At 45.9% G+C, this 20,450-nt stretch carries 31 protein-coding genes; 7 read left to right on the top strand and 24 right to left on the bottom strand.

The annotated features are described in order from the left end of the window. Nucleotides 1-25: 25 nt before the first annotated feature. The 23 genes from secY to rpmE form a co-directional block, all read right to left on the bottom strand. On the bottom strand, nt 26-1,360 hold the full coding sequence (gene secY, locus ACHFJ9_RS09390; RefSeq protein ID WP_005379562.1) for a preprotein translocase subunit SecY: 1,335 nt from the start codon (nt 1,358-1,360) through the stop codon (nt 26-28). A gap of 20 nt (nt 1,361-1,380) precedes the next feature. After that, complete coding sequence (gene rplO / locus ACHFJ9_RS09385; protein ID WP_005383155.1) at nt 1,381-1,815, bottom strand: 50S ribosomal protein L15; 435 nt, start codon at nt 1,813-1,815, stop codon at nt 1,381-1,383. A 5-nt stretch (nt 1,816-1,820) separates the two neighbouring features. Next, nucleotides 1,821-1,997, bottom strand: coding sequence for a 50S ribosomal protein L30 (gene rpmD / locus ACHFJ9_RS09380; protein ID WP_005379565.1), 177 nt, complete (start codon nt 1,995-1,997; stop codon nt 1,821-1,823). A gap of 7 nt (nt 1,998-2,004) precedes the next feature. Further along, nucleotides 2,005-2,508, bottom strand: a complete 504-nt coding sequence (gene rpsE, locus ACHFJ9_RS09375; RefSeq protein ID WP_004745894.1) for a 30S ribosomal protein S5 — start codon at nt 2,506-2,508, stop codon at nt 2,005-2,007. Between the two features lie 14 nt (nt 2,509-2,522). Beyond that, entirely contained in the window at nt 2,523-2,876 is a 354-nt protein-coding gene (gene rplR, locus ACHFJ9_RS09370) for a 50S ribosomal protein L18 (RefSeq protein ID WP_005379568.1), read from the bottom strand. A gap of 9 nt (nt 2,877-2,885) precedes the next feature. Next, on the bottom strand, nt 2,886-3,419 hold the full coding sequence (rplF, locus tag ACHFJ9_RS09365) for a 50S ribosomal protein L6 (protein ID WP_005392377.1): 534 nt from the start codon (nt 3,417-3,419) through the stop codon (nt 2,886-2,888). A gap of 13 nt (nt 3,420-3,432) precedes the next feature. Continuing rightward, complete coding sequence (gene rpsH / locus ACHFJ9_RS09360) at nt 3,433-3,825, bottom strand: 30S ribosomal protein S8 (RefSeq protein WP_005379572.1); 393 nt, start codon at nt 3,823-3,825, stop codon at nt 3,433-3,435. Between the two features lie 29 nt (nt 3,826-3,854). Then, on the bottom strand, nt 3,855-4,160 hold the full coding sequence (rpsN, locus tag ACHFJ9_RS09355) for a 30S ribosomal protein S14 (protein ID WP_012841173.1): 306 nt from the start codon (nt 4,158-4,160) through the stop codon (nt 3,855-3,857). Nucleotides 4,161-4,177: 17 nt separating this feature from the next. Continuing rightward, the gene (gene rplE, locus ACHFJ9_RS09350) at nt 4,178-4,717 is read right to left on the bottom strand and encodes a 50S ribosomal protein L5 (RefSeq protein ID WP_005379573.1); all 540 of its coding nucleotides are present in this window, start codon (nt 4,715-4,717) and stop codon (nt 4,178-4,180) included. A gap of 23 nt (nt 4,718-4,740) precedes the next feature. After that, nucleotides 4,741-5,058 carry a 50S ribosomal protein L24 gene (gene rplX / locus ACHFJ9_RS09345; protein WP_005379574.1) on the bottom strand — a complete coding sequence of 106 codons (318 nt, stop codon included), beginning with the start codon at nt 5,056-5,058 and terminating at the stop codon, nt 4,741-4,743. A 13-nt stretch (nt 5,059-5,071) separates the two neighbouring features. Then, on the bottom strand, nt 5,072-5,443 hold the full coding sequence (gene rplN / locus ACHFJ9_RS09340; RefSeq protein ID WP_004410450.1) for a 50S ribosomal protein L14: 372 nt from the start codon (nt 5,441-5,443) through the stop codon (nt 5,072-5,074). Nucleotides 5,444-5,605: 162 nt separating this feature from the next. Continuing rightward, nucleotides 5,606-5,860: a 30S ribosomal protein S17 gene (gene rpsQ, locus ACHFJ9_RS09335; protein ID WP_005379575.1), complete on the bottom strand. Its 255-nt coding sequence runs from the start codon at nt 5,858-5,860 to the stop codon at nt 5,606-5,608. Further along, complete coding sequence (rpmC, locus tag ACHFJ9_RS09330) at nt 5,860-6,051, bottom strand: 50S ribosomal protein L29 (protein ID WP_005379576.1); 192 nt, start codon at nt 6,049-6,051, stop codon at nt 5,860-5,862. Before rpmC ends, rpsQ begins: the two co-directional genes overlap by 1 nt. After that, a complete protein-coding gene (gene rplP / locus ACHFJ9_RS09325; RefSeq protein WP_005379577.1) occupies nt 6,051-6,461 on the bottom strand; it encodes a 50S ribosomal protein L16 in 411 nt (136 codons plus the stop codon). The genes rpmC and rplP overlap by 1 nt, the downstream gene beginning before the upstream one ends. 11 nt (nt 6,462-6,472) lie before the next feature. Then, nucleotides 6,473-7,171, bottom strand: coding sequence for a 30S ribosomal protein S3 (rpsC, locus tag ACHFJ9_RS09320; protein ID WP_005383161.1), 699 nt, complete (start codon nt 7,169-7,171; stop codon nt 6,473-6,475). 18 nt (nt 7,172-7,189) lie between these two features. Then, on the bottom strand, nt 7,190-7,522 hold the full coding sequence (gene rplV / locus ACHFJ9_RS09315) for a 50S ribosomal protein L22 (RefSeq protein WP_005383164.1): 333 nt from the start codon (nt 7,520-7,522) through the stop codon (nt 7,190-7,192). A gap of 10 nt (nt 7,523-7,532) precedes the next feature. After that, nucleotides 7,533-7,811 carry a 30S ribosomal protein S19 gene (gene rpsS, locus ACHFJ9_RS09310; protein WP_004394525.1) on the bottom strand — a complete coding sequence of 93 codons (279 nt, stop codon included), beginning with the start codon at nt 7,809-7,811 and terminating at the stop codon, nt 7,533-7,535. 21 nt (nt 7,812-7,832) lie between these two features. Next, nucleotides 7,833-8,657: a 50S ribosomal protein L2 gene (gene rplB, locus ACHFJ9_RS09305; protein WP_005383168.1), complete on the bottom strand. Its 825-nt coding sequence runs from the start codon at nt 8,655-8,657 to the stop codon at nt 7,833-7,835. A 15-nt stretch (nt 8,658-8,672) separates the two neighbouring features. Further along, a complete protein-coding gene (gene rplW, locus ACHFJ9_RS09300) occupies nt 8,673-8,975 on the bottom strand; it encodes a 50S ribosomal protein L23 (RefSeq protein WP_025626999.1) in 303 nt (100 codons plus the stop codon). Beyond that, nucleotides 8,972-9,574: a 50S ribosomal protein L4 gene (rplD, locus tag ACHFJ9_RS09295; RefSeq protein ID WP_005379556.1), complete on the bottom strand. Its 603-nt coding sequence runs from the start codon at nt 9,572-9,574 to the stop codon at nt 8,972-8,974. Before rplD ends, rplW begins: the two co-directional genes overlap by 4 nt. Nucleotides 9,575-9,591: 17 nt before the next feature. Beyond that, on the bottom strand, nt 9,592-10,221 hold the full coding sequence (gene rplC / locus ACHFJ9_RS09290) for a 50S ribosomal protein L3 (RefSeq protein WP_005379555.1): 630 nt from the start codon (nt 10,219-10,221) through the stop codon (nt 9,592-9,594). Nucleotides 10,222-10,235: 14 nt separating this feature from the next. Beyond that, entirely contained in the window at nt 10,236-10,547 is a 312-nt protein-coding gene (gene rpsJ, locus ACHFJ9_RS09285; RefSeq protein ID WP_004410492.1) for a 30S ribosomal protein S10, read from the bottom strand. 455 nt (nt 10,548-11,002) lie between these two features. Beyond that, nucleotides 11,003-11,224, bottom strand: a complete 222-nt coding sequence (rpmE, locus tag ACHFJ9_RS09280; RefSeq protein WP_005379546.1) for a 50S ribosomal protein L31 — start codon at nt 11,222-11,224, stop codon at nt 11,003-11,005. Nucleotides 11,225-11,519: 295 nt separating this feature from the next. On the opposite strand from rpmE, the gene priA reads away from it, so the two are divergent. The 7 genes from priA to rraA all read left to right on the top strand — a co-directional run bounded on the left by priA (nt 11,520) and on the right by rraA (nt 19,991). Further along, complete coding sequence (gene priA, locus ACHFJ9_RS09275) at nt 11,520-13,721, top strand: primosomal protein N' (RefSeq protein WP_395356597.1); 2,202 nt, start codon at nt 11,520-11,522, stop codon at nt 13,719-13,721. 324 nt (nt 13,722-14,045) lie between these two features. Next, nucleotides 14,046-15,053 carry a DNA-binding transcriptional regulator CytR gene (gene cytR, locus ACHFJ9_RS09270; RefSeq protein WP_005379543.1) on the top strand — a complete coding sequence of 336 codons (1,008 nt, stop codon included), beginning with the start codon at nt 14,046-14,048 and terminating at the stop codon, nt 15,051-15,053. 224 nt (nt 15,054-15,277) lie between these two features. After that, nucleotides 15,278-15,826, top strand: coding sequence for a cell division protein FtsN (ftsN, locus tag ACHFJ9_RS09265; protein ID WP_053809480.1), 549 nt, complete (start codon nt 15,278-15,280; stop codon nt 15,824-15,826). Between the two features lie 115 nt (nt 15,827-15,941). Beyond that, entirely contained in the window at nt 15,942-16,493 is a 552-nt protein-coding gene (gene hslV / locus ACHFJ9_RS09260; protein ID WP_005383176.1) for an ATP-dependent protease subunit HslV, read from the top strand. A gap of 23 nt (nt 16,494-16,516) precedes the next feature. Continuing rightward, complete coding sequence (gene hslU / locus ACHFJ9_RS09255; protein ID WP_006742475.1) at nt 16,517-17,848, top strand: HslU--HslV peptidase ATPase subunit; 1,332 nt, start codon at nt 16,517-16,519, stop codon at nt 17,846-17,848. A gap of 642 nt (nt 17,849-18,490) precedes the next feature. Beyond that, nucleotides 18,491-19,408: a 1,4-dihydroxy-2-naphthoate polyprenyltransferase gene (locus ACHFJ9_RS09250; RefSeq protein WP_005397953.1), complete on the top strand. Its 918-nt coding sequence runs from the start codon at nt 18,491-18,493 to the stop codon at nt 19,406-19,408. 76 nt (nt 19,409-19,484) lie between these two features. Beyond that, nucleotides 19,485-19,991: a ribonuclease E activity regulator RraA gene (gene rraA, locus ACHFJ9_RS09245; protein ID WP_005379537.1), complete on the top strand. Its 507-nt coding sequence runs from the start codon at nt 19,485-19,487 to the stop codon at nt 19,989-19,991. A 135-nt stretch (nt 19,992-20,126) separates the two neighbouring features. Here the strand turns inward: rraA and zapB are convergent, their stop codons facing one another. After that, complete coding sequence (gene zapB / locus ACHFJ9_RS09240) at nt 20,127-20,369, bottom strand: cell division protein ZapB (protein WP_005379536.1); 243 nt, start codon at nt 20,367-20,369, stop codon at nt 20,127-20,129. Nucleotides 20,370-20,450: the final 81 nt, after the last annotated feature.

Genomic DNA, 20,450 nt, shown 5'->3' with positions numbered 1-20,450 from the left:
AAATGAAACTGAGTCTACCGCCGGATTAACGGCCGTAGCCTTTCAGATTCGCTTTCTTCAACACAGAATCATACTGTTGAGACATCAGATGAGTCTGTACCTGTGCCATAAAGTCCATAATTACAACAACTACGATTAGTAGCGATGTACCGCCGAAGTAGAAACGTACGTTCCACGCGACCATCATGAACTCGGGAATCAGACAGATAAAGGTAATGTACAGTGCACCAGCAAGGGTTAAACGTGTCATTACTTTATCAATGTACTTCGCTGTCTGCTCACCTGGGCGGATACCGGGTACGAATGCACCAGACTTCTTCAAGTTATCTGCTGTTTCACGCGGGTTGAAAACCAACGCCGTGTAGAAAAAACAGAAGAAGATAATTGCTGCTGCATAAAGCATTACATACAACGGTTGACCTGGGCTAAGAGCCAAAGACACGTCAGTTAACCAACCGAACGCGCTGCTCTCGCCGTTTTGACCAAACCACTGAGCCAATGTTCCTGGGAACAAGATAATGCTTGATGCAAAAATCGCTGGAATAACACCTGCCATGTTAATTTTAAGAGGCAGATGCGAGCTTTGTGCAGCAAATACTTTACGACCTTGTTGACGCTTCGCGTAGTTAACGACGATTCGGCGTTGACCACGTTCCATGAAAACAACGAAGTAAATGACTGCAAAAGCTAATACCGCGATTAGCAACAGAAGAAGTACATGCAATTCACCTTGACGCGCTTGCTCGATTGTTTGACCGATTGCAGAAGGCAATCCAGCAACAATACCTGCAAAAATCAGTATCGAAATACCGTTACCAATTCCTCGCTCTGTAATTTGTTCACCTAACCACATTAAGAACATGGTACCGGTTACTAAACTTACGGTAGCAATTAGCGTAAACATGGTTTGGTTGATAACAACCAGATTGTCGACCATGTTTGGTAGGCCAGTTGCAATACCTATAGCTTGGAAGGTTGCAAGTACAAGCGTGCCGTAGCGTGTGTATTGGCTGATCTTACGACGGCCTGCTTCACCCTCTTTTTTGAGTTCAGCTAACGCTGGATGAACTACAGTTAGCAATTGGACAACAATAGATGCCGAAATATACGGCATGATGCCCAATGCTAATATAGATGCACGCTCAAGAGCACCACCGGAGAACATGTTAAACATTTCAACGATGGTACCTTTTTGCTGTTCGAACAAATCGGCAAGTACAGCAGCGTCAATACCAGGAATCGGCACAAAGGAGCCGGCTCGGAATACTAAAAGTGCACCAATTACGAATAACAAGCGCGACTTTAGTTCACTTAAGCCGCTCTGAGCACTACGAAAATCTTGTCCTGGTTTCTTAGCCATCTGTACCTCGTTCCTCGAGATTATTCCTCGATTTTACCGCCTGCAGCTTCGATTGCAGCTTTAGCGCCTTTAGTCACACGTAGACCTTTCACAGTCACTGCTTTGTTGATTTCACCAGAAAGAACAACTTTTACAAATTCGATGTTCTTAGTGATGATGTTAGCAGCTTTAAGACTGTTTAGATCAACTACGTCACCAGAAACTTTCGCTAGCTCAGCTAGACGAACTTCAGCAGACACTAGGCTCTTACGAGAAGTGAAACCGAATTTTGGTAGACGTTGTTTCAGAGGCATCTGACCGCCTTCGAAACCTGGACGAACACTGCCGCCAGAACGTGATTTTTGACCTTTGTGACCACGGCCACCAGTTTTACCTAGGCCTGAACCGATACCACGACCTACTCGCTTCGCAGAAGTTTTCGCGCCAGCAGCCGGTGCTAGAGTATTCAAACGCATTCTGATTACTCCTCAACTTTAACCATGTAGTAAACCTTGTTGATCATACCGCGAATACACGGAGTATCTTCAAGTTCTACTGTGTGGTTGATTTTACGAAGACCTAGACCGCGCAAAGTAGCTTTGTGCTTTGGCAGACGACCAATTGAGCTTTTAGTTTGAGTTACTTTAATAGTTGCCATGGTGTTCTTACTCCGAAATAGATTCAACAGTTAGACCACGTTTAGCAGCAACCATTTCTGGTGACTTCATGCTACCTAGTGCATCGATCGTTGCACGAACGATGTTGATAGGGTTCGTAGAACCGTACGCTTTAGATAGTACGTTGTGTACACCAGCAACTTCTAGTACTGCACGCATCGCACCACCTGCGATAACACCAGTACCTTCTGCAGCAGGCTGCATGTAAACTTTAGAGCCCGAATGGCGACCTTTCACTGGGTGGTGAAGAGTGCCTTCGTTTAGAGCGATCGTAGTCATGTTACGACGCGCTTTTTCCATTGCTTTTTGAATCGCTGCAGGTACTTCACGAGCTTTGCCGTAACCGAAACCTACACGACCATTACCGTCACCAACTACTGTTAGTGCAGTGAAGCTCATGATTCGACCGCCTTTAACCGTCTTAGATACGCGGTTAACTGCGATTAGCTTTTCTTGCAAATCATTCGCTTGAACTTGTTGTTCTTTAGCCATCTTCCAACCCTACCTTAGAATTTCAGACCAGCTTCGCGAGCAGATTCTGCTAGCGCCGCTACTCGACCGTGGTATTGGAAACCAGAACGATCAAATGCAACTGCAGTTACGCCCTTCTCAAGAGCGCGCTCAGCAATAGCTTTACCCACTGCTTTAGCTGCATCAACGTTACCAGTGTATTTCACTTGCTCACGGATCGCTTTTTCTACAGTAGAAGCTGCTGCGATAACCTCAGAGCCGTTAGCCGCGATAACCTGTGCGTACACGTGACGAGGAGTACGGTGTACAACTAGGCGAGTCGCACCCAGTTCTGCAATCTTACGACGTGCACGTGTAGCACGACGGATGCGAGATGCTTTCTTATCCATAGTGTTACCTTACTTCTTCTTAGCTTCTTTAGTACGCACATTTTCATCTGCGTAACGAACACCTTTGCCTTTGTATGGCTCAGGCTCACGGTAAGAACGAATGTCAGCCGCAACTTGACCAACTAGTTGCTTGTCAGCACCAGTGATCACGATTTCAGTTTGGCTTGGACATTCAGCTTTAATACCCGCTGGCAACTCGTGCTCAACTGGGTGTGAGAAGCCTAGTGTTAGACCTACAGCGTTGCCTTTGATAGCAGCACGGTAACCTACACCTTTAAGAGTTAGCTTCTTAGTAAAGCCTTCAGTAACACCAACAACCATGTTGTTAACTAGAGCGCGAGCAGTACCTGCTTGAGCCCATGCGTTAGCAACACCTTCTTTAGGACCGAAAGTCAGGTTATTTTCTTCCTGAGCGATTACAACTGCATCGTTAAGAACGCGAGTTAGTTCGCCTTTCGCACCTTTTACAGTGATTTCTTGGCCGTTTAGTTTCACCTCTACGCCAGCTGGAATAGCGACAGGTGCTTTTGCAACACGAGACATAGTCTACTCCTTATTAAGCTACGTAAGCGATGATTTCACCACCAAGACCTGCTTTACGTGCAGCGCGGTCTGACATAAGACCCTTGGAAGTTGAAACGATAGCAATACCAAGACCACCCATTACAGAAGGAAGTTCATCTTTCTTCTTGTAAACACGTAGACCTGGACGAGAAACACGTTTAAGTTGCTCGATTACTGGTTTAGCTTGGAAGTACTTAAGTGTAACTTCTAGCTCAGGTTTTGCTTCGCCTTCAACAGCGAAGTCAACGATGTAACCTTCAGCTTTTAGTAGTGCAGCAATTGCAACTTTAAGCTTTGAAGAAGGCATTTTTACAGCAACTTTGTTTGCTGCCTGACCGTTACGAACGCGGGTCAGCATATCCGAAATCGGATCTTGCATGCTCATATGATTTACTCCAAATGATTAAGTGGCAATTACCAGCTAGCCTTACGAAGACCCGGAATCTCGCCTTTCATGCAAGCTTCACGAACCTTAATACGGCTTAGACCGAACTTACGTAGGTAACCGTGTGGACGACCAGTTTGGTTGCAACGGTTGCGCTGACGTGATGCACTTGAATCACGTGGAAGAGATTGCAGTGTAAGAACCGCGTTCCAACGATCTTCTTCAGATGCGTTTACATCGCTGATGATAGCTTTTAGCGCTGCACGCTTTTCAGCGAACTTAGCTACTAGCTGTGCACGTTTAGCTTCACGTGCTTTCATTGATTGTTTAGCCATAACAGTAACCCTTCACCTTACTTACGGAATGGGAAGTTAAAGGCAGCCAGCAGAGCACGGCCTTCCTCATCAGTACCAGCAGACGTCGTAATAGTGATGTCTAAACCGCGTACACGATCAACTTTATCAAAGTCGATTTCCGGGAAGATGATTTGCTCGCGAACGCCCATGCTGTAGTTACCGCGACCGTCAAAAGACTTAGCGCTAACACCACGGAAGTCACGTACACGTGGAAGAGCGATGTTAATTAAACGCTCAAGAAAATCCCACATACGTTCGCCACGCAAGGTTACTTTACAACCGATAGGGTAGCCTTCACGGATTTTGAAACCTGCAACAGATTTGCGCGCTTTTGTGATAAGTGGCTTTTGACCAGAGATCGTTGCCATATCAGACGCTGCATTTTCTAGCAGTTTCTTATCGTTGATTGCTTCACCAACACCCATGTTTAGGGTGATTTTCTCGATTCTAGGGACTTGCATGACGCTTGTGTAACCGAACTGTTTGGTCAGTTCAGCGACTACAGACGACTTGTAGTAATCATGCAGTTTCGCCATAGTAGAACTCCAAATTACTTCTATTAGTTAGAAACGGTTTCGCCGTTAGACTTGAAGAAACGAACTTTTTTGCCGTCTTCAAAACGGAAACCGATACGGTCAGCTTTACCAGTAGCTGCGTTGAAAATCGCCACGTTAGAAACGTCGATTGCTGCTTCTTGCTCTACGATACCGCCTTGGATACCCATAGCTGGAACAGGTTTCTGATGTTTCTTAACTAGGTTGATACCTTCAACGATAACTTTACCAGTTGCTAGAACCTTAGTTACTTTACCTTTCTTGCCTTTGTCTTTACCAGCAAGAACGATTACTTCGTCATTACGACGGATTTTAGCTGCCATTTCTACGTGCTCCTTACAGAACTTCTGGAGCCAGTGAAACGATCTTCATGAACTTATCGCCACGAAGTTCGCGTGTCACAGGACCAAAGATACGTGTACCGATTGGTTGCTCAGTATTGTCGTTTAGCAATACGCAAGCATTTCGGTCGAAGCGAATGACAGAACCGTCAGGACGACGTACGCCTTTACGGGTGCGCACTACCACCGCCTTCAGAACATCACCTTTTTTAACTTTACCGCGAGGGATTGCTTCCTTCACAGTAACTTTGATGACGTCACCGATATGTGCATAACGGCGGTGAGAGCCACCCAGAACCTTAATACACATTACGCTGCGTGCGCCTGAGTTATCAGCTGCGTCCAGCATACTTTGCATTTGGATCATGTTAGTGCTCCGCTAAATATTAATAACTAGACCCATCACGGGTCGGGCTGCCTCTTTAAAAGGGACGCGAATTGTACCACCCTTTTTTGTGATTGGGTAGTCAAAAAATAAACGGCTCCAAAAATATTTTGGAGCCGCTTTAGTTTCATAGAATTAACGAGATTAAATCTTCGCCTTTTCTAGAACTTTTACCAAAGTCCAAGACTTAGTCTTAGACAGTGGACGACACTCTGCGATTTCAACTGTGTCGCCTAGGCCACACTCGTTGTTCTCGTCATGTGCGTGTACTTTAGTCGTACGTTTTACGTATTTACCGTAGATTGGGTGTTTTACGAAACGCTCGATAGCAACAGTGATAGACTTGTCCATCTTATCGCTAACAACACGACCTTGTTGAGTACGTTTTACTTCGCTCATTATGCGCCTGCCTTCTCAGTCAAAACAGTTTTCACACGTGCGATATCACGGCGTACAGCTTTCAGAGTATGAGTTTGCTGTAGTTGACCAGTCGCAGCTTGCATGCGCAAGTTGAACTGTTCACGTAGCAAATTCATTAGCTCAGCGTTAAGCTCTTCAACGCTTTTCTCGCGTAGATCTTGTGCTTTCATCACATCACCTGCTTAGTTACAAATGTAGTTTTGAAAGGCAGTTTACGTGCCGCAAGACGGAACGCTTCACGTGCCAATTCTTCAGGTACACCACCCATTTCGTACATAACCTTACCAGGTTGGATTTGGGCTACCCAGTACTCAACGTTACCTTTACCCTTACCTTGACGAACTTCAAGTGGTTTTTCTGTGATTGGTTTGTCTGGGAACACACGGATCCAGATTTTACCTTGACGCTTAACGTGACGTGTCATTGCACGACGTGCCGCTTCGATTTGACGAGCAGTTAGACGACCACGGCCAACAGCTTTAAGACCGAATTCGCCGAAGCTTACATCAGTACCTTTAGCTAGACCACGGTTACGACCAGTCTGAACCTTACGGAACTTAGTACGTTTAGGTTGTAGCATCTGTCGACTCCTTACTTACGGCCTTTACGCTGCTTCTTAGGCTTGTCGCCTTTAGGCTCTACAGCGTTAGCTGCTGGCATACCACCTAGGATTTCACCTTTGAAGATCCAAGTTTTAATGCCGATCACACCGTATTGAGTGTGAGCCGAAGAAGTTGCGTAATCAATGTCAGCACGTAGAGTGTGTAGAGGCACACGGCCTTCACGGTACCACTCTGAACGTGCGATTTCAGCGCCGCCTAGACGACCGCTTACTTCCACTTTGATACCTTTAGCGCCTAGGCGCATTGCGTTTTGTACTGCGCGCTTCATAGCACGACGGAACATAACACGACGCTCTAGCTGAGACGCGATGCTGTCACCAACAAGTTGCGCATCTAGTTCAGGCTTACGTACTTCAGCGATGTTAATTTGCGCTGGTACACCTGCAATTTTAGCTACAGCTGCGCGTAGCTTCTCAACGTCTTCACCTTTCTTACCGATAACAACGCCTGGACGAGCAGTGTGAATAGTCACACGGATGCTCTTAGCAGGACGCTCGATAACGATACGTGATAGAGACGCTTTTTTCAGTTCACTTGTAAGGAACTGACGTACCTTGAAGTCGCCGTCTAGGTTGTCAGCGAAATCTTTGGTGTTAGCAAACCATGTAGCATTCCAAGGCTTAACGATGCCTAGACGAATACCATTTGGATGTACTTTTTGACCCATTGCTTACTCTCCTAGTCTCTAGCGATCTGCTACAACAACAGTGATGTGGCTTGAACGCTTCAAGATACGATCCGCACGACCTTTAGCACGAGGCATAATACGCTTCATGGTTGGGCCTTCATCTACAAAGATTTTTGCGACATTCAGATCGTCAATATCTGCACCTTCGTTGTGCTCCGCGTTAGCGATAGCAGACTCTAGAACTTTCTTAACTAGTGCAGCAGCTTTTTTGTTGCTGAACGTTAGGATTTCTAGAGCTTGGTCAACAGATTTACCACGGATTAGATCCGCAACTAAGCGAGCTTTCTGAGGCGAAATGCGAGCAAAGTTATGTTTAGCAATTGCTTCCATTATTTACTCCTTAGCGCTTCTTAGCTTTCTTATCCGCAGCGTGACCGCGGTAAGTACGTGTTGGTGCGAATTCACCCAGTTTGTGACCGATCATTTCATCAGTTACAAATACTGGTACGTGCTGACGACCATTATGGACAGCGATGGTCAAACCGATCATCGTAGGGATGATCATTGAACGACGGGACCAAGTCTTAATAGGCTTTTTGTCTCCGCTTTCCACCGCTTTCTCTACCTTCTTCAGCAAGTGTAGGTCAATAAAAGGACCTTTCTTGAGAGAACGTGGCATGGCGATTCCTCTTTATATAGATTACTTGTTACGACGACGTACGATGTACTTGTCAGTGCGTTTGTTCTTACGAGTCTTGAAGCCTTTAGTAGGCATACCCCAAGGAGATACTGGGTGACGACCACCAGAAGTACGGCCTTCACCACCACCGTGTGGGTGGTCAATCGGGTTCATTACAACACCACGAACCGTTGGACGGATACCGCGATGACGTGATGCACCTGCTTTACCAAGTTCACGTAGCATGTGCTCAGAGTTACCAACTTCACCGATTGTTGCACGGCCTTCAGAAAGAACTTTGCGCATCTCGCCAGAACGTAGACGGATAGTTACGTACGCACCGTCGCGAGCAACGATTTGAGCGTAAGCACCAGCCGAACGAGCTAGCTGACCACCTTTACCAGGCTTAAGTTCAACGTTATGTACTGTTGAACCTACTGGGATATTACGCATTGGTAGAGTGTTACCAGCTTTGATTGGTGCATCAACACCAGACTGAATAACATCACCAGCTACAACACCTTTAGGTGCTAGGATGTAGCGACGCTCACCGTCTTTGTAAAGAACTAGAGCAATGTTTGCGCTACGGTTTGGATCGTATTCAAGACGCTCAACTGTCGCTGGAATACCATCTTTAGTACGTTTGAAGTCAACTACACGGTAGTGGTGCTTGTGACCACCGCCGATGTGACGTACTGTGATACGACCCTTGTTGTTACGACCACCGTTCTTAGAGTTTTTCTCTAGAAGAGGTGCGTATGGCTTGCCCTTGTGTAGGTCAGCGTTAACAACTTTAACAACGTGACGACGACCAGGGGAAGTCGGCTTACATTTAACAATAGCCATTTTTAACTACTCCTGTTATTCCGCGCCGCCAACGAAGTCAAGATCTTGACCTTCTTTCAAAGTAACGTACGCTTTCTTAACGTCGCTGCGGCGACCTTGGCGTAGACCTTGACGTTTGGTCTTACCCTTAGTGATAAGAGTATTTACAGACTTAACTTCAACTTCAAATAGCTTTTCTACAGCTGCTTTGATCTCTTTTTTAGTCGCATCTTTAACTACTTTGAAAACGATAGTGTTCGCTTTCTCAGCTGCCATAGTTGCTTTTTCAGAGATGTGCGGTGCACGTAGAACTTTTAGGATACGCTCTTCAGTGATCATGCTAGCATTTCCTCTACTTGCTTAACTGCTTCTGCAGTCATTACAACTTTGTCAAACGCGATTAGAGATACTGGATCGATACCAGCAACATCACGTGCGTCAACTTTGTATAGGTTACGAGCAGCTAGGAATAGATTCTCATCTACTTCGCTAGTCACGATTAGAGCGTCAGTTAGCTCAAGCTCTTTAAGCTTAGCAACTAGCTCTTTAGTCTTTGGTGCTTCAACTGAGAAGTTATCAACAACGATTAGACGCTCTTGACGAACAAGCTCAGAAAGAATGCTCTTCATAGCACCACGGTACATTTTTTTGTTTACTTTTTGGCTGTGATCTTGTGGTTTCGCAGCAAAAGTAACACCACCTGTACGCCAGATTGGGCTACGGATTGTACCAGCACGCGCACGGCCAGTACCTTTTTGACGCCATGGCTTAGCGCCACCGCCAGAAACTTCTGAACGTGTTTTTTGAGCACGAGTACCTTGACGAGCACCTGCTGCGTACGCAACAACTACTTGGTGTACAAGAGCTTCGTTAAACTCACGTCCGAAAGTAGTTTCGGAAACAGTTAGTGCATCGGCACCTTTAACCATTAGTTCCATTACTTACTCCTGAGACGTTATGCTTTAACAGCTGGTTTAACGATCACGTTGCCGCCAGTTGCGCCTGGGACTGCACCTTTAATAAGAAGCAGGTTGCGCTCAGCGTCAACACGTACGATCTCTAGGTTTTGAGTCGTTACACGCTCAGCACCCATGTGACCTGCCATTTTCTTGCCTTTAAATACGCGACCTGGAGTCTGACATTGACCGATAGAACCAGGAGCACGGTGAGACAATGAGTTACCGTGAGTCATATCTTGAGTACGGAAGTTCCAACGCTTAACAGCGCCTTGGAAACCTTTACCCTTAGATGTACCAGTAACGTCTACTTTCTTAGTTTCGTTGAATAGTTCAACAGTTAGTTCTGAACCAACTTCGAACTCTTCGCCGTTTTCTAAACGGAATTCCCAAAGACCGCGACCAGCTTCAACGCCAGCTTTAGCAAAGTGACCTGCTTCAGCTTTGTTTACGCGGTTAGCTTTCTTAGAACCAGCTGTAACCTGGATTGCTGCGTAGCCGTCAGTTTCAAGAGTTTTCACTTGAGAAACACGGTTAGCTTCAACCTCAACAACAGTTACTGGGATAGAAACGCCTTCTTCAGTAAATACGCGGGTCATGCCCACTTTACGACCGATTAGACCAATCATACTTCTAATCTCCCTTAACCTAGGCTAATTTGAACGTCAACGCCCGCAGCAAGGTCTAGACGCATTAGAGCATCAACAGTCTTGTCTGTTGGCTCAACGATGTCGATTAGACGCTTGTGAGTACGGATTTCGTACTGGTCACGTGCTTTCTTGTTAACGTGTGGAGAGATAAGAACTGTGAAACGCTCTTTACGAGTTGGCAGTGGGATTGGACCACGAACCTGTGCGCCAGTGCGCTTAGCTGTTTCAACGATTTCCGCTGTAGAAGCATCGATTAGTTTGTAATCGAAAGCTTTTAGGCGGATACGGATACGTTGGTTCTGCATGAGACAGAGCTCCAAATTTAATAAATTACACAAACAATATCGCCACTCAAACTCGTCAAGACGAGAGAATGCCGATTGATTTATGTGAAACCGTAGCATCCAAGATTAGGACGCATTGTCAGTTAATTTTCGATTAACTATCCCTATATGCCAAAGTCACCTTTGAGGATAGTTTTTCCGAAGAAAAGATAGCTAATTGTATTAACCGCGAACATAAGCTGAGTATACATTACCTCACAAATCCTTAGATTTGCTCGCTCCTCACTGCTCATTGGTTCACAACTGGCTTAACCAGTGCGCTGCATTATACAGATCACACTTTAGGTTGCAAGCGCTGAGTGAAAAATAATCGGGAATATTCCAAACCCTATACATCCCTCTTCGCTTGGTAGCCATTAAACAAAAAGGACGCCGAAGCGTCCTTTTCTAAACTGTAATCGTAATAGCGGCTGCTATTATTTCTTACCGCTTGATAGTGCACCGAAACGCTTGTTGAAGCGATCAACACGGCCGCCTGTATCAACGATACGTTGCTTACCAGTGTAGAATGGGTGACACTTGTCACATACGTCTAGGTGGATAGACTCTTTACCTAGAGTAGAGTTGAACTCAAAAGAGTTGCCGCAAGAACAAGTCGCTTTTACTGCTTTGTATTCTGGGTGGATACCAGCTTTCATGGGATAACCTCAATAGTAGGCCGTGTCGCTATACGAATCTAAGCCGCACACCACACGCAATTAATAGTAAAATGGGATACCGCATCAACTAATTGCCGAAGCCATATCTCAAGGCGCGATATAGTAAAGAATCACATTGCTCGGATCAACACATTTGGCAACTTTTTCGCCACTTTTTTAGCCAGACTAATCATAGAGGCACGATTCACGCTGAATCACATAGCTTTACTCGAATTTCCATACCGATTTTAATAGACTCTCATTTCCTTTCCCTCTTTTTAATAGCTAAGAATTTATGCGTCCAACCATTGCTAGAGTGGCATTACCCGTTCCGCTCGACAAACAATTTGATTACGCCATTCCGGGGCACCTGTTTCCGATCATTGGTGGACGCGTTTCCGTACCTTTTGGACGCCAAACCTTAGTCGGCATCGTCACCGCCATGGTGAACCACTCCGACTTTCCTAAAGATCAACTTAAGCCAATCAAAGCGGTATTAGACTCCCAACCGATATGGCCAGAGACGCTTTATTCTCTGCTAAATTGGTGCAGCCAGTTCTATCAGTACCCTCTAGGTGACACTCTACACAATGCAATGCCTGCCGCACTGAGGAAAGGCAAACCGGCCGACTTTGCAACGCTACAAGAATGGCAACTGACAGAAGCAGGAAGAAATAAGCTCATGCAAGGGCTTGGACGTGCGATAAAACAACAGCGTGCACTCCAAATGATGATCAACGGACCGATCCCGCATCAAGAGCTCTTGGATCAAGAAGTAAACTCAACCATCTTAAAAAACCTCGAAGAAAAAGGTTGGGTCGAGCGCATCGAGAAAAAGCCGGTTATTACGAAATGGAGTCAAAATGTAGAGTGTGCGGTAGAGAAACCAAAGCTTAACCACGAACAAGCACTCGCGATTGCCAGCGTAAATAGCCAAACGGGCTTTGCTTGCTATTTATTAGAAGGGGTCACGGGATCCGGTAAAACCGAAGTTTACTTAAACCTTATCAAGCCCGTTCTAGAGCAAGGGAAGCAAGCATTAGTTTTAGTACCTGAGATCGGTCTAACGCCCCAAACCATCAACCGCTTTAAGCATCGATTTAATGTCCCGGTAGATGTGATTCATTCCGGTTTGAATGAAACAGAGCGTTTGAACGCCTGGTTATCGGCTCGCGATAAAGCCGCGGGGATCATCATTGGTACGCGCTCAGCCCTACTGACACCTTTTGCTGACTTGGGGATTATTATCGTTGATGAAGAGCATGACGCCTCGTATAAGCAACAAGACAGCTTGCGTTACCATGCCCGTGATGTTGCCGTCATGCGTGCCCATAAAGAGCAAGTACCGATTATCCTTGGCTCAGCGACGCCAGCGTTAGAAACCCTACATAATGCGCTGTCTGGTAAATATCACCATTTAACACTCACCCAACGAGCTGGCTCTGCCGTACCAACCACCAATAAAGTGTTAGATGTAAAAGGTCAGTATTTAGAAAGTGGCTTATCTGCCCAACTGATTGCCGAGATGCGCAAGCATTTAAAAGCTGGCAATCAAGTAATGTTATTTCTTAACCGCCGAGGCTTTTCGCCCGCTTTGATGTGCCATGAATGCGGTTGGATTGCAGAATGTAAACGCTGTGATGCGTACTATACGTTCCACCATTACAGCAACGAAATACGCTGCCATCACTGCGGCTCACAACAACCGGTAATTCATCAGTGTCAGGGATGTGGTTCAACTCAACTGGTTACCGTCGGCGTAGGAACTGAGCAGCTCGAACAACAATTGGCTCAGTTATTTCCAGAATACAAAGCCATTCGCATCGACAGAGACAGCACACGTCGCAAAGGTAGTTTGGAAGATGCCCTTGAATCGATTCGTAAAGGTGAACATCAAATTCTGATTGGCACCCAAATGCTGGCTAAGGGGCACCATTTTCCAAATGTAACGCTCGTTGCTCTTTTGGATGTTGATGGCTCTTTGTATAGTAGTGATTTTCGCGCTTCGGAGCGATTAGCTCAGCTGTTTATTCAGGTCGCAGGTCGTGCTGGCCGAGCAAGTAAACCTGGCGAAGTGATCCTGCAAACTCACCATCCTGAGCACAGCTTGCTGCAAGCCCTACTCCAAAAAGACTATCGTCACTTTGCCATGACAGCTCTGGAAGAACGTAAGCTCGCCCAGCTTCCGCCTTATAGTTTCTTGACTCTGTTTAAAGCAGAAGCAAACCAAAGTGAAGTGGTTGAAGACTTCCTGCGTCAGGTTCGCTTTACCTTAGAATCGCATCCTTTATTTGACGACACTTGCATGGTGCTGGGTCCAACACCATCACCTCTCGCCAAACGTGCAGGCAAATACCGCTGGCAGCTGTTACTTCAAACCCAGCATCGTTCATTGATGCAAAAGTTATTAACCAGTGCCAAACCTGCTATTGAGTTGTTGCCAAATGCCAAGAAAGTTCGCTGGAATTTAGACATAGAGCCACAAGATCTCAGCTAGCAAACGTTTAACTATGTAATGAATTACCATTTAATGTGACAAACATCACAACGGGATTGCAATTTTTGTTAAACAGACCGTAACTTTCACTTTAGAAATGAATAGACTATCCAAATTAGAAAAGTCTAAAGTGACTTGTTCGCACAGGCTTAGATTAAAACAATGACTATTCCCACAAATTGATGTCGCAGTGAAGAATCCATTTTTCCACTTGTTAACACGAACTGAGCGAAGAGCAAACGATGCTCTAACTCAGCGTGATTATTATGATTTCAAACAGGAATAACGTCATCTTGGCAAAAAATAAACGAGAGGTTAAAAACTATGGCGACAATGAAGGATGTTGCCCAGCTTGCGGGAGTGTCTACGGCTACGGTATCTCGAGCATTAATGAACCCAGAGAAGGTCTCTTCTTCAACGAGAAAAAGAGTAGAAGATGCCGTACTTGAAGCGGGTTATTCTCCAAACTCATTAGCGCGTAACTTACGTAGAAACGAATCAAAAACCATTGTCACTATCGTTCCCGACATCTGTGATCCTTATTTTTCTGAAATTATTCGCGGTATTGAAGATGCTGCCATGGAACATGGCTATCTAGTCCTGCTGGGCGATAGCGGACAACAGAAGAAACGCGAAAGTTCTTTCGTTAACCTCGTATTTACTAAGCAGGCGGATGGAATGCTACTGCTTGGCACAGATCTACCGTTCGATGTCAGTAAGCCAGAACAAAAGAACTTACCTCCGATGGTAATGGCGTGTGAATTTGCGCCAGAGTTAGAACTTCCGACAGTACATATTGACAACCTGACCTCAGCATTTGAAGCGGTGAATTACCTAACCCAACTAGGTCATAAACGCATCGCGCAAATCTCGGGGCCAGATACGGCAATATTGTGTCAGTTCCGCCAGCAAGGTTATCAACAAGCCTTGCGCCGTGCAGGCATCAATAAAGACCCTCAATATAGTGTCATTACTGAGTTCTCTTTTGATGGCGGAGCAAAAGCCGTTCGTAAACTGCTCGAATTGCCTGAGCCACCAACGGCTATTTTCTGTCACTGTGACACAATGGCCATCGGCGCAATTCAAGAAGCGAAAAAGCTTGGCTTACGAGTACCGCAAGATCTCTCTGTTGTGGGCTTTGATGACATTAACTTCGCTCAGTACTGCGATCCACCGTTGACCACCATCTCTCAGCCTCGCTATGAGATTGGTCGACAAGCAATGCTAATGATGCTCGAGATGTTAAAAGGCCACGACGTGCATTCAGGCTCGCGTTTGCTTGAAACTAATCTCGTCATTCGCGGAAGTGCAGCGCCACCACAGCGCCCTTAACCTAAAAAATTAAGTATCCATACCCAAAGCGGTGCTAAGGCGCCGCTTTTTATTTACCCCATCTGCTTTTTGTTTATCCCGCACAAATATAAGCTCGAACGGAAACACACTCCTACACTCGGGCGTTGTCGCGCTTTAGCTATCAAGATTCTATCAATAGGGTGTTTTCTCAACTCGTTCTGGATTAACATATTTGCAAGAATCCTTGATGACCAGAAATAACCGTGGCAAATAGAGATTATGTAAGACGGGGGCGAGGTGCCCCAAAAAAGTCGACAAAAAAACAACCGCCGAGAAGAAAAAAGCCTTGGCGTAGTGGCCTGCTCGCTATCTTGCTTGTGGGCGGTTTTGGCTATGGCCTTTACCTTTTGAGTAGCGACCCAGAACCAAAACCACCTGTCGTGAAACAGCCAACAACCACTGTGAGCAAACCAAAGCCGAAAAAAGATTTGCCGCCACCACCAGAAGAAAAATGGGAATATGTCGAGTCACTACCGAAACGTGAAGTTGAAGTTGTGGCCAAAGAAATTGAAGTTTCTAAGATTCCCTACATCATGCAATGTGGCGCTTACAAAACCCAGGCGCAAGCAGAAGAGCGCAAGCTTGCAATCGCGTTCCAAGGGATGTCGAGCAAGATTCGTAAGAAAGAAGGTAGTTCATGGTATCGCGTGGTGCTAGGTCCGTATAAGTTCAAACGTGATGCAGAACGTGACCGTCATAAACTGCAACGCGCGAAAATCGAGCCATGTGCGATTTGGAAAGAAAATCTTTAAACTCAGGCCCTAGGAGCTAAGATCCTAGGGCCTTTCTTTTTGCCCCCTTGAATCCCTATTTCCCCTCCCCCATATACTGAATTAAATCCAAAGAGAAATAATCAAGAGGTCGACTGTGACTACCATTGTATCTGTACGTCGAAATAATAAAGTCGTCATCGCGGGTGATGGCCAAGTATCTCTAGGCAATACCGTAATGAAAGGTAATGCGCGCAAAGTTCGCCGCTTATATAACAACCAAGTACTAGCGGGCTTTGCTGGCGGCACTGCGGATGCCTTCACCCTTTTTGAGCGCTTCGAAAGCAAGCTGCAAATGCACCAAGGCCACCTTACTAAGGCTGCGGTTGAGCTAGCCAAAGACTGGCGTAGCGATCGTGCTCTGCGCAAGCTCGAAGCCTTACTTGCCGTTGCCGACGAAACCGCATCGTTAATCATTACCGGTAATGGTGATGTCGTACAGCCAGAACACGACCTGATTGCGATTGGCTCTGGTGGTGCTTACGCACAAGCTGCAGCAACCGCCCTACTAGAAAACACAGATCTAGATGCTCGTGAGATCGCGGAAAAAGCCCTCAACATCGCGGGTGATATTTGTGTCTTCACCAACCACCACCACACAGTAGAAGAGCTAGACTCAACGGTAGAGCCTGAAAAACCAACCGCGTAATCGTAACGAAGTAAGGAAAGAATATGTCTGAAATGACGCCTCGCGAAATCGTTCATGAATTGAACCGCCACATTATCGGTCAAGAAAAAGCCAAGCGTTCGGTTGCGATTGCACTTCGTAACCGCTGGCGCCGTATGCAGCTTGAAGAAAGCTTGCGCGCCGAAGTGACGCCAAAAAACATTTTGATGATTGGTCCTACTGGTGTTGGTAAGACTGAAATCGCACGCCGCCTCGCAAAACTGGCAAATGCCCCTTTCATCAAAGTTGAAGCGACAAAATTCACCGAAGTGGGTTACGTTGGTAAAGAAGTTGAAACCATCATCCGTGACCTAACAGATGTCGCGGTAAAAATGACGCATCAACAAGCGATGGAAAAAGTAAAATTCCGCGCTGAAGAGCAAGCGGAAGAACGCATTCTTGATGCGCTACTGCCACCAGCACGTGATAGCTGGGGTCAAGCAGAGCAAACGGAAGAGTCTTCTCACACTCGCCAGATCTTCCGTAAGAAACTGCGTGAAGGCCAACTAGACGATAAAGAAATTGAAATCGACGTAGCCGCACCACAAATGGGCGTAGAGATCATGGCGCCCCCAGGTATGGAAGAGATGACTAACCAGCTGCAAGGCATGTTCCAAAACCTGGCAGGCGACACTAAGAAAAAGCGTAAGCTGAAAATCAAAGACGCAATGAAAGCGTTAGCGGAAGAAGAAGCGGCGAAACTGGTAAACCAAGAAGAGCTAAAAGAAGCTGCGATTTTCAACGTTGAAAACAACGGCATCGTATTTATCGATGAGATCGACAAGATCTGTAAACGCGGTGAGAGCTCAGGCCCAGACGTTTCACGCGAAGGTGTTCAGCGCGATCTACTTCCATTGATTGAAGGCAGCACGGTATCAACCAAGCACGGCATGGTAAAAACAGACCACATTCTGTTTGTTGCATCTGGTGCATTCCAAGTGGCAAAACCATCTGATTTGATCCCAGAATTGCAAGGTCGTCTACCAATTCGTGTTGAGCTAGAGGCACTAAGCAGCAACGACTTCAAACGCATTCTGACAGAGCCAAAAGCCTCTCTAACAGAGCAGTACGTTGCGTTGATGAAAACGGAAGATGTGGACATCGAGTTCACAGAAGATGGCATCACGCAAATCGCGGAAGCGGCATGGACGGTCAACGAAAGCACAGAAAACATCGGTGCTCGTCGCTTACACACCGTTATGGAACGCTTAATGGATGAAATCTCTTACGACGCGGCGGAGCAATCTGGCGCGAAGTTTGTTATCGATGCCGCTTATGTGAAAGAGCGCCTAGGCGACACGATTGAAGATGAAGATCTAAGCCGCTTTATTCTTTAATCGCAATCTATTTTACCAAAGCCCAGAACCTTGTTTCTGGGCTTTTTTGTTTAGAATGACGGTTACTGTGACAACACCTAGATCAAAAGATCTGGTCATTCTAGCGAGCTCAAGCGAGACTAAGAATCTAGTAACAGCACACCCTATTCTTTCCAGCTCACCTTAACCACCGCACAATCGGATGATAGATTCTGAATCACCTCGTTCCTCGTTGTTCAGAATGACGGTCACTTAAACAACATCTAAATCAAAAGATCTGGTCATTCTAGCGAGCTCAAGCGAGACTAAGAATCTGCTAACAGCAGACGCCTACTCTTCATCTCTCACCTTAACCACCGCACAACCAGACGATAGATTCTGAATCACACTCGTTCCTCGCTGTTCAGAATGACGGTGACTTTGACAACACCTAAATCAAAAAAATCTCGTCATTCTAGCGAGCTCAAGCGAGACTAAGAATCTAATAGCAGCGTTCTCCGTACCCTCCACTTTCCAAAAAGAGGGCTATTTTATCGCCTCAAATATCGAAACTGCTTTCCTTCTACTTCACCCTTTGACTTTTAGTTGAGTTGTTTTAGGTCAATAGCGTATCTGCCTCTTTGTGCTTATACTGGGCACATTGGTTACTAGCACGAAATTTCCATGAAACAATCTCTACAGATCTGGCTTGAAGCCGCTCGTCCAAAAACATTACCTCTGGCATTAGTCTCTATCTTAACAGGTAGCGTACTCGCCTACTCGGCGGGTCATTTCTCACTGACAATTGCCATCATGGCTTTCGTAACCGCGACATTGCTGCAAATTCTGTCCAACCTGGCAAACGACTATGGCGATGCAGTTCAAGGTACAGATAACGACAAACGCCTCGGCCCATTACGAGCGATGCAGTCTGGCGCGGTAAGTGCGAAACAAATGAAACAGGCGATTATCTTTAACATCGTTCTGACCGCCATTTCTGGCTTAGTGTTAGTTTTCTATTCACTAAGCTCACTGGAAAGCATTGTGACGTTTATCGGGCTGGGAATTTTAGCCATCCTCGCGGCGATTGCTTACACCATGGGTAGCAAACCATACGGTTACGTGGGGCTTGGCGATATTTCAGTTTTCTTGTTTTTTGGTTTACTCGGCGTATCCGGTACCTATTTCTTGCATACTGGTCACGTAGATACCACGCTATTCTTACCTGCTCTAGGCTGCGGTTTACTCGCCGTTGCAGTACTCAACATCAACAATATGCGTGATATCGAGAACGACCGAGAATGTGGTAAACGCACGGTCGCAGTGCGTTTGGGTCAACGCAAAGCCAAGCAGTACCACTTTGTTTTACTTGGCGGTGCTATTCTTGCCTTTGCGGCTTACTTGTTAATTCAAGACAAACCCGTTTGGATTAGCTTGCCCTTTTTACTTAGTATTTATTTCGTGGCCGATCATGGTAAAGCGGTTTGGCATACACAAAAGCCCGCACAGATAGCACCAATGATGCCAGTCATCGTGAAATGTTCTTTAGTCACCAACGTTTTGTTTGCAACAATTGTGGTAGCTCAAACTCTAGTAAGTTAAAAAAGGATTGTCATTGCATTGACTTAATGCCTAGATATACTCAAAGACAACCAATTTCTGTTTAGAAAGGTACGCTATGGAATACAATACCTCAGCACTCTGTGATATCTACCTCGATCAGGTAGATGTGGTTGAACCAATGTTCAGTAATTTTGGCGGTCGCGCTTCATTTGCCGGGCAAATCACCACCATCAAGTGTTTTGAAGATAATTCGTTGATCCGCGAGACATTAGAGCAAGATGGCCTTGGTCGCGTTTTGTTAATTGACGGTGGCGGTTCCCTACGTAAAGCCCTTATCGATGCAGAAATCGCAACTATTGCGGAAGAAAACGAGTGGGAAGGCATTGTCGTTTACGGCTGTGTTCGTGAAGTAGATGAACTTGAAGATATGAACTTAGGCATTCAAGCCCTCGCTTCTATTCCTGTTGGAGCGACCAGCCAGGGTATCGGCGAATTAGATGTACCAGTCAACTTTGGCGGCGTCAGCTTCTTACCTGAAGATTATATTTATGCTGATAGCACTGGGATCATCCTGTCGCCTGAGCCATTGAATATTGATTTAGAGTTGGATGAAGAAGCATAGCGAGTCTTAGGTGTCTAAGTTATAGGACCTTCTCTTGGCTATCAGAATCGAGCTTGTCCCAACGATTTTCAACTTGCCCAAAACACAAACACCCGCTTAACGCGGGTGTTTTTAATTTGGAATGAAGAAGCCGGATTATTCCACTTCGTCCATTTTGCCAAGTAGTGCACGAATGCGCTCTTGCCATTGCGCATGCTCTTGCTGTGCTTGTTGTGCTTTTTGCTCTAGCTCTTCTCGTTGAGAGCGAAGCTCGTTCGCTTCTTCCGCAAGTTTTGCTTTATCTTCTTTCAGCTCTTCGACTTCCATCTGAAGAAGAGTGATTGTGTCAACTGCAGTTTGAATTTTAGATTCTAGTTGTTCTAGTACTTCAAAAGACATCTTGGCCTACCTATGTTATTCCGTTGGGACGATGTGCGAGATTGATGCACACCTAACCTATATAAGGTTCATTCTACTCAG

Source organism: Vibrio sp. D3 (genome assembly GCF_043995865.1).
Taxonomy (GTDB): domain Bacteria; phylum Pseudomonadota; class Gammaproteobacteria; order Enterobacterales; family Vibrionaceae; genus Vibrio; species Vibrio diabolicus.
The sequence above is the reverse complement of the archived record's forward strand: the minus strand, read 5'-3'. Positions and strand labels throughout refer to the sequence as shown.

Bases quoted from the DNA above. Each gene is read 5' to 3' on its own strand.
- secY (WP_005379562.1), bottom strand. From the start codon at position 1,360: ATGGCTAAGAAACCAGGACAAGATTTTCGTAGTGCTCAGAGCGGCTTA.
- rplO (WP_005383155.1), bottom strand. From the start codon at position 1,815: ATGCGTTTGAATACTCTAGCACCGGCTGCTGGCGCGAAAACTTCTGCG.
- rpmD (WP_005379565.1), bottom strand. From the start codon at position 1,997: ATGGCAACTATTAAAGTAACTCAAACTAAAAGCTCAATTGGTCGTCTG.
- rpsE (WP_004745894.1), bottom strand. From the start codon at position 2,508: ATGGCTAAAGAACAACAAGTTCAAGCGAATGATTTGCAAGAAAAGCTA.
- rplR (WP_005379568.1), bottom strand. From the start codon at position 2,876: ATGGATAAGAAAGCATCTCGCATCCGTCGTGCTACACGTGCACGTCGT.
- rplF (WP_005392377.1), bottom strand. From the start codon at position 3,419: ATGTCTCGTGTTGCAAAAGCACCTGTCGCTATTCCAGCTGGCGTAGAG.
- rpsH (WP_005379572.1), bottom strand. From the start codon at position 3,825: ATGAGCATGCAAGATCCGATTTCGGATATGCTGACCCGCGTTCGTAAC.
- rpsN (WP_012841173.1), bottom strand. From the start codon at position 4,160: ATGGCTAAACAATCAATGAAAGCACGTGAAGCTAAACGTGCACAGCTA.
- rplE (WP_005379573.1), bottom strand. From the start codon at position 4,717: ATGGCGAAACTGCATGATTACTACAAGTCGTCTGTAGTCGCTGAACTG.
- rplX (WP_005379574.1), bottom strand. From the start codon at position 5,058: ATGGCAGCTAAAATCCGTCGTAATGACGAAGTAATCGTTCTTGCTGGT.
- rplN (WP_004410450.1), bottom strand. From the start codon at position 5,443: ATGATCCAAATGCAAAGTATGCTGGACGCAGCTGATAACTCAGGCGCA.
- rpsQ (WP_005379575.1), bottom strand. From the start codon at position 5,860: ATGAGCGAAGTAAAACGTACTCAACAAGGTCGTGTTGTTAGCGATAAG.
- rpmC (WP_005379576.1), bottom strand. From the start codon at position 6,051: ATGAAAGCACAAGATCTACGCGAGAAAAGCGTTGAAGAGCTTAACGCT.
- rplP (WP_005379577.1), bottom strand. From the start codon at position 6,461: ATGCTACAACCTAAACGTACTAAGTTCCGTAAGGTTCAGACTGGTCGT.
- rpsC (WP_005383161.1), bottom strand. From the start codon at position 7,171: ATGGGTCAAAAAGTACATCCAAATGGTATTCGTCTAGGCATCGTTAAG.
- rplV (WP_005383164.1), bottom strand. From the start codon at position 7,522: ATGGAAGCAATTGCTAAACATAACTTTGCTCGCATTTCGCCTCAGAAA.
- rpsS (WP_004394525.1), bottom strand. From the start codon at position 7,811: ATGCCACGTTCTCTCAAGAAAGGTCCTTTTATTGACCTACACTTGCTG.
- rplB (WP_005383168.1), bottom strand. From the start codon at position 8,657: ATGGCTATTGTTAAATGTAAGCCGACTTCCCCTGGTCGTCGTCACGTT.
- rplW (WP_025626999.1), bottom strand. From the start codon at position 8,975: ATGATCACTGAAGAGCGTATCCTAAAAGTTCTACGTGCACCGCACATC.
- rplD (WP_005379556.1), bottom strand. From the start codon at position 9,574: ATGGAACTAATGGTTAAAGGTGCCGATGCACTAACTGTTTCCGAAACT.
- rplC (WP_005379555.1), bottom strand. From the start codon at position 10,221: ATGATTGGTCTAATCGGTCGTAAAGTGGGCATGACCCGCGTATTTACT.
- rpsJ (WP_004410492.1), bottom strand. From the start codon at position 10,547: ATGCAGAACCAACGTATCCGTATCCGCCTAAAAGCTTTCGATTACAAA.
- rpmE (WP_005379546.1), bottom strand. From the start codon at position 11,224: ATGAAAGCTGGTATCCACCCAGAATACAAAGCAGTAAAAGCGACTTGT.
- priA (WP_395356597.1), top strand. From the start codon at position 11,520: ATGCGTCCAACCATTGCTAGAGTGGCATTACCCGTTCCGCTCGACAAA.
- cytR (WP_005379543.1), top strand. From the start codon at position 14,046: ATGGCGACAATGAAGGATGTTGCCCAGCTTGCGGGAGTGTCTACGGCT.
- hslU (WP_006742475.1), top strand. From the start codon at position 16,517: ATGTCTGAAATGACGCCTCGCGAAATCGTTCATGAATTGAACCGCCAC.
- ACHFJ9_RS09250 (WP_005397953.1), top strand. From the start codon at position 18,491: ATGAAACAATCTCTACAGATCTGGCTTGAAGCCGCTCGTCCAAAAACA.
- rraA (WP_005379537.1), top strand. From the start codon at position 19,485: ATGGAATACAATACCTCAGCACTCTGTGATATCTACCTCGATCAGGTA.
- zapB (WP_005379536.1), bottom strand. From the start codon at position 20,369: ATGTCTTTTGAAGTACTAGAACAACTAGAATCTAAAATTCAAACTGCA.